This is a genomic window from Anaerobacillus alkalilacustris (genome assembly GCF_001866005.1).
Lineage (GTDB): Bacteria > Bacillota > Bacilli > Bacillales > Anaerobacillaceae > Anaerobacillus > Anaerobacillus alkalilacustris.
In genome coordinates this window covers 67,103-79,711 of the sequence record NZ_MLQR01000001.1, presented here as the reverse complement: position 1 = coordinate 79,711, position 12,609 = coordinate 67,103, and the positions used below count along the sequence as shown (strand labels likewise).

Genomic DNA, 12,609 nt, shown 5'->3' with positions numbered 1-12,609 from the left:
CCTTACTTTTTTCTTTGAAAGATTATACTTTAGTTGGAAAATCCAAATGAATACTTAGTTTGAGAGAAATACTTCTCGCCTTTTTCAAGCACAATAGATGGAAAATGGGGGTGGTTAATGGCGTCTGGTACTCCTTGAGTTTCTAAGCATAACCCTAAATATTTTCTAGACTCGGTTTGACCGATTTTGAAATGATCTTGTAGTTGAGTACCAGTGTACAGCACAACACACGGTTGATCTGTTTCAATGACTAGACGACGTCCACTTTCTTCATCTATTAAAATAATTTCTTCCTTATTATTTTCATTTAATAGAAATGGGTGATCATACCCTTCCCCTGCTAGTTGATTTTGTGGATGTGAAGAATAAGAACCATCAACAATCTTTCTTCCTTCTCGGAAATCAAATGGTGTTCCTTCAACAGGTAAATGTTCACCGGTAGGTAGTAATTCATCATTTAACTCAATAAATTGATCACTCTTTAGTTGTAATTGATGATTTAATATATCGCGTTTCGCATTTCCACTTAAGTTAAAATACGTATGGTTTGTTAGATTAACGATCGTTGTCTTATCTGTTTCACCTTCATATGTAATGGTGAAAGCGTTATCCTCTGATAATGTATACGTAACTTTTACTTCTAGGTTTCCTGGATAGCCCTCTTCACTATCCTTACTTAAGTAAGTAAATATAACCGATCCTTCATGTTCATTTTCAATGACCCTTGAACTCCAAACAACCTTATCAAAGCCTTCTATACCACCGTGCAAATGGTTATTATCATTATTAGTTGCTAATTGATACGTCTTCCCGTTTAACTCGAACTGCCCTCTAGATATTCTTCCTGCCACACGACCGCATACGGCACCGAAGTATGGTGAATAATTTTGATAATCTTCTAACGTATCGAATCCTAATACGACATTTTCAGTGTTTCCATTTACATCAGGAATCAAGATCTTGGTGATGATGCATCCATAGTCAATACACGTTACTTCCATTCCATGGCTATTTTTTAGGGTATAAGCATAAATTGATTTGCCCTTTAATTTAGCAAATAAATCTTTTGTTATTTTCATATCTTACCTCTCCCTTCTAACTATTGCATCACTAAAATTCTATAGTAAGTTGACCTTTTCCTACCGGATCTGCACTAAATAAGTCAAACAGAACTAATGTAACTGCTCCAATAGAAGTGGCGTAGTTCCCTAATTTAGAAGGAACAATTTCTGTTTTTCTTGCATCTTCTGTTAGTGCTCTTGAAGCGATAAGGCTTTGGATAGGATCTAAAATATAAGATCCTGCTTTAGAGACCCCACCACCTATGATCACTCGTTCAGGATTAATAAAGTTAACTAAATTCAATATCCCCACACCTAATGATTTACCTGTTTGAACTAAGATATCTTTAGCTACTATGTCACCTTTTTGTGCATATTGAAAAATCAGTTCACCAGTAATTTCATCTTTATTAACTACATCTTGAAGTAAAGAAGACTTGCCATTCGAAAGTTCTTCCTTTGCTTTTTCAACTAACGCTCGGCCACTTGCAACGGTTTCCAAACAACCGTAGTTTCCACACGTACATTTCGTTCCATTAATATCAACAATCGTATGCCCTATTTCTCCGGCAATATTATTTTTCCCATGGTACAGTTGCCCGTTCATAACAATACCAGCACCTATACCAATTCCAACATTAATGCAGACGAGGTTTTCAAATCCGTAGCCATTTCCAAACCAGGCTTCACCTAGGGCAAATGCTCTCGCATCATTTTCTACATAAACAGGTAAATCAAACTCTTCTTCCAATTCTTTTTTTAACGGAATATTTGTTAGTTGTAAATTTGGAGCAAATAATGCTACTCCTTGATGATGATCAACCATTCCATGCATTCCAATTCCAATTCCTAATAACTTTGTTTTTTCTACTTTTGAATTTGCAATTAATGACGTAATCACATTTTTTATATTACTTAGTAGATCTTCCTTACTCAAACCTTTTTGAAAATTAATGCTAACACTTTCTTCAACTTCCGCATTTAAATCCGTTAATACTCCTCTAATTTTTTGACCACCAATATCTAAACCAACGACATAAAAACTTTTCGAATTCATTGATAGCAAAATAGGTTTTCTTCCACCTTTCGATTCACCTACTTTGCTTTCTTTTACAAGCCCGACTTCCAATAGCTCATTCACAATATTTGTAACTGTTGGTGGTGTTAAATGAGCCTTCTTCGCTATTTCTGCTCGAGAAATTTGTTTATGCTTACGGATTAAATGCAATATTACCGAACGATTCATTGATTTCATTAATTTAAAACTACCTGTAAGCTGTGAACTCGACACATCGTTCCCCCCCTTTCTCTATAATATAAGAAAAGTTCAAGCGCCTCGGCCACCTGCGAAAGCTAATGATGCCCTTTTACATAAAGCGTACCCTTTGGCTTCATATAAAGGGGCAAAGTGCCCTCGAGCGGGTAAGCGCTAAAGCTAAAAAACTTTCCAACTTCAGAATTTTTCTTATCTTTAAAGTATAAACCCTCTTATAAAATATATTAATAAATATTTTATAAGAGGGCATACCTTAATACAAACAAATGCCAGCAAAAGTTTTTTAGATTAACTACGTGATTTTCTAAAACCACATCACACTCTACCTACTAGGATGACAGTATAACTCAACGAAAGCATAATTTTAGTAACGTTATAGCTGTAATATAAACTTCCATATGGTGCGACAATACTTACACTTCAGACGCTTTCTTAATAAATTTTACAAAGGCTTCATTACCCGCTTCATCTCTCTTAAATACACCTGCATGTTCAAGAATAGTTGAGAAAATTTTACCTACCTCATCCTTTACTATTTGCTGAACATTATTTTCATTAAGATTACTATACTTTGCTTTAATTTGGTTTGCCCAATCTAGATGCTTACTAATATCTTCATGGCCCCTTATCTCATTCACGTAGTCCTCATTCAATAAAGCCTTAGCAAGCAATTGAAGCTCTTCTTTTAGTCTGCCTGGTAAAACTGCTAAACCCATAACCTCAATTAATCCAATATTTTCTTTCTTTATATGATGAACCTCTGTATGTGGATGGAAAATCCCCATTGGATGTTCATCGTTCGTACGATTATTCCTTAAGACTAAATCTAGTTCAAATAGTTCTCCCCTTCTTCTAGCAATTGGTGTAATTGTATTATGAGGCGTATCCTCAGAAAAGGCATAAATATCAACATCTTCATCGGAATATTGCTTCCAAAATGAAAGAATATGGTCTGCTAACTGTACAACACTATCCTTATCCTCACTTTGAAGTCTAATTACTGACATCGGCCATTTAACAATACCAGCAGTAACATTAGGAAACTTTGAAAAACTAAATGTTTCTTGCATCTCTGCTTTAGCCATCGGGAATTCGTGGTAACCACCCTGGAAATGATCATGGCTTAATATCGATCCACCGACAATCGGTAAATCCGCATTCGAACCTAAGAAATAGTGTGGATATTGTTCAACAAATTCAAGCAATCTCGAAAAGGTCTTTTTTGATATCTTCATTGGTACATGATTTTCTGAAAATAAAATAGAATGTTCATGATAGTATACATATGGAGAGTATTGTAAATACCAAAGCTCATTCATAAGTGTTACCGGTATTGTACGCAAGTTTTGTCTTGCAGGATGATTTACACGACCCACATACCCAACATTCTCTTTACATAGTAAACATTTTGGGTAAGAACTTTGTTTTAGGTGTTTTGCTGCTGCAATTGCTTTTGGATCTTTTTCTGGCTTTGATAGGTTAATTGTTATTTCGATATCACCATATTCAGTTGGACTATACCAATGCTCATTTTTTGCAATTCGGTCAGTTCGAATATAATGACTTTGTTTTGATAATTGATAAAAATATTCCGTTGACTCTTCAGGACTATTTCGATATTTATCTTCAAAGGTTCTAATGACCTCGGAAGGTCTAGGAACAAAACACCCCATAATTTTCGTATCCAATAAATCACGATATGTGACGGTATTTTCTTGTAAACAACCATTAACAGCAGCCCAATCAAGAATTTCTTCTAAAATTTCTATAGGAGATTCCAGATTCTCACTTTCAATCTCAACATCTACTACTTCTTCAAGGCCTAATATATCTAATACCGAATTTCGGGTATAATCTTTATCCCACTGACTTACTAAATTATTTTCAATCGCAAATTGAATTAACCTTTCGATCTGTAAGTGAATATTTACTGACATGACTACTCAGTCCTTTCCAAAGTTAGTTTGACTGTTTTGGATAACCATTAGGATTTTTCTTAAACCATTCCCAAGCACTTAAAATGATTGTTTCTAAATTTGCATATTTGGGACTCCACCCTAGCTCTTTCATCGCTTTTTCTGATGATGCTACTAATTTCGCAGGGTCACCAGCTCTTCTAGGAGAAACAATCGCAGGAATAGGATGATTAGTCACTTTTCTCACCGCTTCAATAACTTCTTTAACACTAAATCCATTTCCATTTCCTAAATTATAAATAGCACTTGTTTCTTCTTCATTCAATTTATTTAACGCTAAAATATGGGCGTCTGCTAAATCCGTTACATGGATGTAATCTCTAATACACGTTCCATCTTCCGTATCATAGTCGTCACCGAATATTGAAATTTCCTCACGTTTTCCAAGAGCTACTTGCAAAATAATCGGAATCAAATGTGTCTCAGGAGAATGATCCTCCCCTAAAATCCCCTTCATATGAGCTCCTGCCACATTAAAATAGCGTAAAATGACATGTTTAATCCCATGAGCCTCATCTGCCCACTTTAGCATTTTTTCTACAGCCAATTTCGTTTCCCCATAAGGATTTGTAGGAATTGTTGGATCTGTTTCTAAAATTGGGATGTTCTTTGGCTCGCCGTATGTTGCTGCTGTCGATGAAAAGACGATTTTCTTCACACCGTGCTTTTCCATTACTTTCAACAGACACAGCGTCCCATAAACATTGTTATCATAATACTTTAATGGAGCTGTTACACTTTCACCAACTAGTGAATCAGCTGCAAAATGAATGACTGCATCAATTTTAAATTCATTAAAAACCGTATCAAGAAATTTTTCATCTCGTAAATCACCAACGCATAATGTTGCTTTTTCTAATACAGCATCTCTATGACCATTTTGCAAATTATCAACAACGACTACATCTTCACCACGATCGAGTAATTCTGAAACTGTGTGACTCCCTATATAACCTGCACCACCACAAACTAAAATTGCCATTTTATTCTCCTCCTTAATCAACTAATCTTATATCTTCCTTGCTCCATCACCAATTTGAACAACATAAAAATCAGCAGTTAGATTAGTTTTTTCCTTATAAATTTTACCGACATTTTCAATAAACTCATCTACTTTTTCGTCTTCAACAATGCTAATTGTACATCCACCAAAACCAGCACCTGTCATACGAGAACCGATGACTCCCGATTGAGACCATGCAGCTTCAACAAGGGTATCTAACTCAAAGCCAGTCACTTCATAATCGTCTCTTAAAGAAGTGTGCGATTGATTCATTAAATCACCAAAACCTTTAATATCACCATTTTTCAAGCGCTCAACCGCCTCAATTGTACGTGCATTTTCATATACTGCGTGTTTGGCTCTTTTTCTATCAATCTCATTTGTAATTGCAACTTTAAGTTGTTCAAATTTCTCTACAGTTAAATCCCCTAAAGAGTCAATAACGACAACTTCCTTCAATTGATTAAGAGCACGTTCACATTCTGATCGTCGCTCATTATATTTTGAATCTACTAAACCTCTTCGTTTATTTGTATTGGCGATTACTAACGACGCACCATCTAATTTAATTGGGCTGTACGTATATTCTAACGTCTGACAGTCTAAAAGAACTGCATGATCTGTTTTCCCCATACCGATGGCAAATTGGTCCATAATACCGCAGCTCACACCAATAAATTCATTCTCAGCTTTTTGACTTAATTTCACCATGTCCACCATATTTATATCAAGATCAAAAAGTTCCTTTAACATCACTGATGTTACAAGTTCAACCGATGCTGAAGAAGATAAACCTGCACCGTTCGGTATATTTCCGAACAATAGAACATCAAACCCAGAATAAATATTTAGTCCAAATTCCTTGAACATCTTAATAACACCTTTTGGATAATTTGCCCAATCATGTTCTTCTACATATACTAACTCATCAACGTTAAAAATAACGGTACCAACCTCATCAAAGTTTAAAGAGTACATTTGCACATTTTTATCTGCTCGTTTTCTAGCAATTATATATGATCCTACACTTAGTGCACATGGAAAAACATGTCCACCATTATAATCTGTATGTTCACCAATTAAATTTACCCTCCCTGGAGCAAAGAAAGCTTCCAACTCACCACCTGCCCCGAAAACCTTTTCAAATTGACTAATTAATTTTTCTTTCATCCATAACACTCCTTTATTTATTGGTAAATTCATGTACTTTGTTCAATCTTTATCTGTTTAATAGTAATTCAGAATGATTAATACTTAGTTGTACGACAATCGAATACTAAGATAATATTAATTAAGTTTTCATCCGTAACTTCGTTAATTAAATTAATTAACTAACGTAATTGTAATCGTTTTACTATTAATATTCAATAAGTAAAATTAAAAAAATTATTGAATTACTACAAAAATCTTTTACCTATCTGTTAGTATGAAGCGAGACAGCCAAAAAAAGTCCTCTTAGTGTTACCTAATATTGCTAATTTACTAATAAACAAGAAAAGCGCAAGCGCCTTGTTCACGAGCGAAAGGACTGAAGTGACCGAGCTCGTAGGCTGCTTGCGCTAGACAGTTTCCGAGTTAGAAACTATTAATTCTGATACTACAAAAAAACCTTAACCAAAATTGGTTAAGGAAATTTTTATGTATGGTACCGAGGGCCGGACTTGAACCGGCACGATAGTCACCTACCGCAGGATTTTAAGTCCTGTGTGTCTGCCAATTCCACCACCCCGGCAAAACTAAATAGACTTACAATAGAACTTGGAGGCGGCACCCGGATTCGAACCGGGGGTGAAGGTTTTGCAGACCCGTGCCTTACCACTTGGCTATGCCGCCTCAGTATTAAATTGGAGCGGAAGACGAGATTCGAACTCGCGACCCCCACCTTGGCAAGGTGGTGTTCTACCACTGAACTACTCCCGCAAAATGGCTGGGCTATCTGGATTCGAACCAGAGAATGACGGAGTCAAAGTCCGTTGCCTTACCACTTGGCTATAGCCCATTAATTAATAAAATGGGGCGATCGATGGGAATCGAACCCACGAATGCCGGAGCCACAATCCGGTGCGTTAACCACTTCGCCACGACCGCCATATTAACTTTGAATGGCAGGGGCAGTAGGAATCGAACCCACACTGGAGGTTTTGGAGACCTCTGTTCTACCGTTAAACTATGCCCCTATAAAATCTAAATGGTGGAGGGGGACGGATTCGAACCGCCGAACCCTAAGGAGCGGATTTACAGTCCGCCGCGTTTAGCCACTTCGCTACCCCTCCATATTATATAAATATACATATCATTAAGAAATACGTCAAGATATACGAAGAATATAATTCAATATTACAATACACCTGGTGCCGGCCAGAGGACTCGAACCCCCAACCTACTGATTACAAGTCAGTTGCTCTACCAATTGAGCTAGGCCGGCATATATAGGTAAGTTATTTTTGCTCCACTTTAGTTACGCAAAAAAACACTGGTGGCTCGGGACGGAATCGAACCGCCGACACGAGGATTTTCAGTCCTCTGCTCTACCGACTGAGCTACCGAGCCGTTTAATTAAGTTATTTCCCCGCTGCGTTTAATATTCCTGTGCTTCTTCCTCTACAAGCTAAGCTTCGTAGCAAGCTGTGTCGAAGCAACTCGCAGCAATTTCAAAGGTGCTCTGCTCGTCTCTACCGACTGAGCTACCGAGCCATAGTTTTTTATTTGTTTTAAATGGCGGACCCGACCGGGATCGAACCGGCGATCTCCTGCGTGACAGGCAGGCATGTTAACCGCTACACCACGGGTCCAAGATAATTTGGTTGCGGGAGAAGGATTTGAACCTCCGACCTTCGGGTTATGAGCCCGACGAGCTACCAGACTGCTCCATCCCGCGATAATAAAGATATAATGTTTTGTGCTTGCTTTTGATGTAACGACTCGCTCTTCCTCTACTAGCAATGCTCTGTAGCTGTTGCGTCGAGCTGCGGGGCTTATCCTTCGAAGCTAACTCAATGTGCTCCATCCCGCGATAATAGTATGGTGGAGGATGACGGGATCGAACCGCCGACCCCCTGCTTGTAAGGCAGGTGCTCTCCCAGCTGAGCTAATCCTCCGAGGTAATACATGTTTATAAGTAATTTTGGTGACCCGTACGGGATTCGAACCCGTGTTACCGCCGTGAAAGGGCGGTGTCTTAACCGCTTGACCAACGGGCCATATAAAACGAGTGGCGGAGAGCGAGGGATTTGAACCCTCGAGACGGTTTTACACCGCCTACACGATTTCCAATCGTGCTCCTTCGGCCAACTCGGACAGCTCTCCATATGGCTCCACAGGTAGGACTCGAACCTACGACCGATCGGTTAACAGCCGATTGCTCTACCACTGAGCTACTGTGGAATAATATATAACCTAGCAACGTCCTACTCTCACAAGGGGAAGCCCCTAACTACCATCGGCGCAAAAGAGCTTAACGATCGTGTTCGGCATGGGAACGAGTGTGACCTCTTCGCTATCGCCACTAGATAATATATTTAGTTGAAAGAAATCATTCTTTCAAAACTAGATAACATACATTTAAGTTTCTTGAGTGTGAATTCAATTCTTATTTTAGGATAAGTCCTCGACCGATTAGTATCTCTCAGCTCCACACGTCACCNAGGGGGGCTTCATGCTTAGATGCTTTCAGCACTTATCCCTTCCATACGTAGCTACCCAGCTATGCTCCTGGCGGAACAACTGGTACACCAGCGGTATGTCCATCCCGGTCCTCTCGTACTAAGGACAGCTCCTCTCAAATTTCCTACGCCCGCGACGGATAGGGACCGAACTGTCTCACGACGTTCTGAACCCAGCTCGCGTACCGCTTTAATGGGCGAACAGCCCAACCCTTGGGACCTACTTCAGCCCCAGGATGCGATGAGCCGACATCGAGGTGCCAAACCTCCCCGTCGATGTGGACTCTTGGGGGAGATAAGCCTGTTATCCCCAGGGTAGCTTTTATCCGTTGAGCGATGGCCCTTCCATGCGGAACCACCGGATCACTAAGCCCGACTTTCGTCCCTGCTCGACTTGTAGGTCTCGCAGTCAAGCTCCCTTTTGCCTTTGCACTCTACGAATGATTTCCAACCATTCTGAGGGAACCTTTGGGCGCCTCCGTTACTGTTTAGGAGGCGACCGCCCCAGTCAAACTGCCCACCTGACACTGTCCCCGAACCGGATCACGGTCCTAGGTTAGAATTTCAATACAATCAGGGTAGTATCCCACCGACNCCTCCACCGAAGCTNGNGCTCCGGGTTCTCAGGCTCCTACCTATCCTGTACAAATTGTACCAAAATCCAATATCAAGCTACAGTAAAGCTCCATGGGGTCTTTCCGTCCTGTCGCGGGTAACCTGCATCTTCACAGGTAATATAATTTCACCGGGTCTCTCGTTGAGACAGTATCCAAATCGTTACACCATTCGTGCGGGTCGGAACTTACCCGACAAGGAATTTCGCTACCTTAGGACCGTTATAGTTACGGCCGCCGTTTACTGGGGCTTCAATTCAGAGCTTCTCCNNANGGATAACCCCTCCTCTTAACCTTCCAGCACCGGGCAGGTGTCAGCCCCTATACTTCGCCTTGCGGCTTCGCAGAGACCTGTGTTTTTGCTAAACAGTCGCTTGGATCTATTCACTGCGGCTCTCTCGGGCTTTAACACCCTATCAGAGCACCCCTTCTCCCGAAGTTACGGGGTCATTTTGCCGAGTTCCTTAACGAGAGTTCTCCCGAGCGTCTTAGAATTCTCTTCTCGCCTACCTGTGTCGGTTTGCGGTACGGGCACCTCTCACCTCGCTAGAGGCTTTTCTTGGCAGTGTAGGATCAGGAACTTCGCTACTTAAATTTCGCTCGCCATCACAGCTCAGCCTTAACGAGAAGCGGATTTGCCTACTTCTCAGCCTAACTGCTTGGACGCACATATCCATCAGTGCGCTTACCCTACCTTTCTGCGTCCCCCCATTGCTCAAACGGTGAGGAGGTGGTACAGGAATTTCAACCTGTTGTCCATCGCCTACGCTTTTCAGCCTCGGCTTAGGTCCCGACTTACCCTGAGCGGACGAGCCTTCCTCAGGAAACCTTGGGCTTTCGACGGAGGGGATTCTCACCCCTCTTTTCGCTACTCATACCGGCATTCTCACTTCTAAGCGCTCCACCAGTCCTTCCGGTCTGACTTCACAGCACTTAGAACGCTCCCCTACCACTGACACCTNAGGTGTCAATCCATAGCTTCGGTGATACGTTTAGCCCCGGTACATTTTCGGCGCAGAGTCACTCGACCAGTGAGCTATTACGCACTCTTTAAATGGTGGCTGCTTCTAAGCCAACATCCTGGTTGTCTGGGCAACTCCACATCCTTCTCCACTTAACGTATACTTTGGGACCTTAGCTGATGGTCTGGGCTGTTTCCCTCTTGACTACGGATCTTAGCACTCGCAGTCTGACTCCCGAGGATAAGTATTTGGCATNCAATCCATAGCTTCGGTGATACGTTTAGCCCCGGTACATTTTCGGCGCAGAGTCACTCGACCAGTGAGCTATTACGCACTCTTTAAATGGTGGCTGCTTCTAAGCCAACATCCTGGTTGTCTGGGCAACTCCACATCCTTCTCCACTTAACGTATACTTTGGGACCTTAGCTGATGGTCTGGGCTGTTTCCCTCTTGACTACGGATCTTAGCACTCGCAGTCTGACTCCCGAGGATAAGTATTTGGCATTCGGAGTTTGACTGAATTCGGTAATCCTGTGGGGACCCCTAGTCCAATCAGTGCTCTACCTCCAATACTCTTCCCTCGAGGCTAGCCCTAAAGCTATTTCGGGGAGAACCAGCTATCTCCGAGTTCGATTGGCATTTCACCCCTACCCACACCTCATCCCCGCACTTTTCAACGTGCGTGGGTTCGGGCCTCCATTCAGTGTTACCTGAACTTCACCCTGGACATGGGTAGATCACACGGTTTCGGGTCTACGACCACGTACTCATTCGCCCTATTCAGACTCGCTTTCGCTGCGGCTCCGCCTCATCAGCTTAACCTTGCACGTAATCGTAACTCGCCGGTTCATTCTACAAAAGGCACGCCATCACCCGTNAATGGGCTCTGACTACTTGTAGGCACACGGTTTCAGGATCTCTTTCACTCCCCTCCCGGGGTGCTTTTCACCTTTCCCTCACGGTACTGGTTCACTATCGGTCACTAGGAAGTATTTAGCCTTGGGAGATGGTCCTCCCGGATTCCGACGGGGTTTCACGTGTCCCGCCGTACTCAGGATACACTCTGGAGGAAACGAAGTTTCGATTACAGGGCTGTTACCTTGTTTCGCGGACCTTTCCAGATCGCTTCGTCTACTTCGTTTCTTTGTAACTCCGTATAGAGTGTCCTACAACCCCAAGGGGCAAGCCCCTTGGTTTGGGCTGTTACCGTTTCGCTCGCCGCTACTCAGGTAATCGAATATTTCTTTCTCTTCCTCTGGGTACTTAGATGTTTCAGTTCCCCAGGTCTGCCTTCTCATACCCTATGTATTCAGATATGGATACCANCCCATTACGGATGGTGGGTTCCCCCATTCGGAAATCCCCGGATCAAAGTTTACTTACAACTCCCCGAGGCATATCGCTGTTCGTCGCGTCCTTCGTCGGCTCCTAGTGCCAAGGCATTCACCGTGCGCCCTTTCTAACTTAACCTAATTTTTCCGTAATAAGCTGCGGATCTCTTCGTTGGCTTCGCTTTTCTGCGCTGCTCATGTATCCTTAAACATACACTCCGCTGCTCGAAAGCTCGCCGCCTCGATCTCCTTGCTTCTTNCGAAAAAATACCTGTTTTTTCAAAAGGATTTTTCGTCGAATTGAATTCTTGACTACTCAAGATTTACTCAAAGTCATAATGACTTCCGGTAAAACTTAAATGTATTATTGTTATCTAGTTTTCAAAGAACAAGTCAACAATTGATAAGCAGCGAATTTCTTCGTCAGTTCCTTCGTTAATCATCCTCATGTGCCTCTAAGCACACTCCGGTGATTTCCTCAGTCACTTCCTCGAACTTCTTGCTTCTAAATTGTCTCAATTACTTATTAAGAGAGATTATTCTCTCAAAACTGAAACACAGCGTCAGCGTACTTTCCTCTAAAGAAAAGCATCGACTAGAGTTTTAACTCCATAGAAAGGAGGTGATCCAGCCGCACCTTATATGAAAGGCAATATCGTTATTTTGTAATTTCACTTCTAAATCTAAAGGCAAAACTAATTGATTCATGTTATAATTTTTAAAC

The 12,609-nt window shown here is 41.5% G+C and carries 5 protein-coding genes, 15 tRNA genes and 2 rRNA genes; all 22 read right to left on the bottom strand.

Annotated features, from left to right (window positions below):
* Positions 1-29: 29 nt before the first annotated feature.
* The 22 genes from BKP37_RS00425 to BKP37_RS00320 all read right to left on the bottom strand — a co-directional run bounded on the left by BKP37_RS00425 (position 30) and on the right by BKP37_RS00320 (position 12,024).
* A complete protein-coding gene (locus BKP37_RS00425; RefSeq protein ID WP_071307769.1) occupies positions 30-1,079 on the bottom strand; it encodes an aldose epimerase family protein in 1,050 nt (349 codons plus the stop codon).
* Between the two features lie 31 nt (positions 1,080-1,110).
* Entirely contained in the window at positions 1,111-2,352 is a 1,242-nt protein-coding gene (locus tag BKP37_RS00420; RefSeq protein ID WP_245712415.1) for an ROK family transcriptional regulator, read from the bottom strand.
* A 398-nt stretch (positions 2,353-2,750) separates the two neighbouring features.
* Positions 2,751-4,274, bottom strand: a complete 1,524-nt coding sequence (gene galT / locus BKP37_RS00415) for a UDP-glucose--hexose-1-phosphate uridylyltransferase (protein ID WP_071307768.1) — start codon at positions 4,272-4,274, stop codon at positions 2,751-2,753.
* Positions 4,275-4,296: 22 nt separating this feature from the next.
* Entirely contained in the window at positions 4,297-5,295 is a 999-nt protein-coding gene (gene galE, locus BKP37_RS00410) for a UDP-glucose 4-epimerase GalE (protein WP_071307767.1), read from the bottom strand.
* Positions 5,296-5,322: 27 nt separating this feature from the next.
* Positions 5,323-6,486: a galactokinase gene (locus BKP37_RS00405; RefSeq protein ID WP_071307766.1), complete on the bottom strand. Its 1,164-nt coding sequence runs from the start codon at positions 6,484-6,486 to the stop codon at positions 5,323-5,325.
* Positions 6,487-6,959: 473 nt separating this feature from the next.
* Positions 6,960-7,048 (bottom strand) — tRNA-Leu (locus tag BKP37_RS00400).
* A 27-nt stretch (positions 7,049-7,075) separates the two neighbouring features.
* A tRNA-Cys gene (locus tag BKP37_RS00395) sits at positions 7,076-7,149 on the bottom strand.
* A gap of 12 nt (positions 7,150-7,161) precedes the next feature.
* Positions 7,162-7,236: transfer RNA gene (locus BKP37_RS00390), tRNA-Gly, on the bottom strand.
* A 4-nt stretch (positions 7,237-7,240) separates the two neighbouring features.
* A tRNA-Gln gene (locus BKP37_RS00385) sits at positions 7,241-7,315 on the bottom strand.
* Positions 7,316-7,328: 13 nt separating this feature from the next.
* Positions 7,329-7,404: transfer RNA gene (locus tag BKP37_RS00380), tRNA-His, on the bottom strand.
* A gap of 15 nt (positions 7,405-7,419) precedes the next feature.
* Positions 7,420-7,493 (bottom strand) — tRNA-Trp (locus BKP37_RS00375).
* A 12-nt stretch (positions 7,494-7,505) separates the two neighbouring features.
* Positions 7,506-7,589: transfer RNA gene (locus tag BKP37_RS00370), tRNA-Tyr, on the bottom strand.
* A gap of 76 nt (positions 7,590-7,665) precedes the next feature.
* Positions 7,666-7,741: transfer RNA gene (locus BKP37_RS00365), tRNA-Thr, on the bottom strand.
* Between the two features lie 49 nt (positions 7,742-7,790).
* Positions 7,791-7,866, bottom strand: a tRNA-Phe gene (locus BKP37_RS00360).
* A gap of 166 nt (positions 7,867-8,032) precedes the next feature.
* Positions 8,033-8,108 (bottom strand) — tRNA-Asp (locus BKP37_RS00355).
* 9 nt (positions 8,109-8,117) lie between these two features.
* Positions 8,118-8,194, bottom strand: a tRNA-Met gene (locus tag BKP37_RS00350).
* Between the two features lie 144 nt (positions 8,195-8,338).
* A tRNA-Val gene (locus BKP37_RS00345) sits at positions 8,339-8,414 on the bottom strand.
* A 27-nt stretch (positions 8,415-8,441) separates the two neighbouring features.
* A tRNA-Glu gene (locus tag BKP37_RS00340) sits at positions 8,442-8,516 on the bottom strand.
* A 12-nt stretch (positions 8,517-8,528) separates the two neighbouring features.
* Positions 8,529-8,622, bottom strand: a tRNA-Ser gene (locus tag BKP37_RS00335).
* Positions 8,623-8,625: 3 nt separating this feature from the next.
* A tRNA-Asn gene (locus BKP37_RS00330) sits at positions 8,626-8,700 on the bottom strand.
* A 10-nt stretch (positions 8,701-8,710) separates the two neighbouring features.
* Positions 8,711-8,826 (bottom strand): 5S ribosomal RNA (rrf, locus tag BKP37_RS00325).
* 85 nt (positions 8,827-8,911) lie between these two features.
* Positions 8,912-12,024, bottom strand: a 23S ribosomal RNA gene (locus BKP37_RS00320).
* Positions 12,025-12,609 lie beyond the last annotated feature (585 nt).

Excerpts from the sequence above, each read along its gene's own strand:
- BKP37_RS00425 (WP_071307769.1), bottom strand. The coding sequence starts at position 1,079 with ATGAAAATAACAAAAGATTTATTTGCTAAATTAAAGGGCAAATCAATT.
- galT (WP_071307768.1), bottom strand. The coding sequence starts at position 4,274 with ATGTCAGTAAATATTCACTTACAGATCGAAAGGTTAATTCAATTTGCG.
- galE (WP_071307767.1), bottom strand. The coding sequence starts at position 5,295 with ATGGCAATTTTAGTTTGTGGTGGTGCAGGTTATATAGGGAGTCACACA.
- BKP37_RS00405 (WP_071307766.1), bottom strand. The coding sequence starts at position 6,486 with ATGAAAGAAAAATTAATTAGTCAATTTGAAAAGGTTTTCGGGGCAGGT.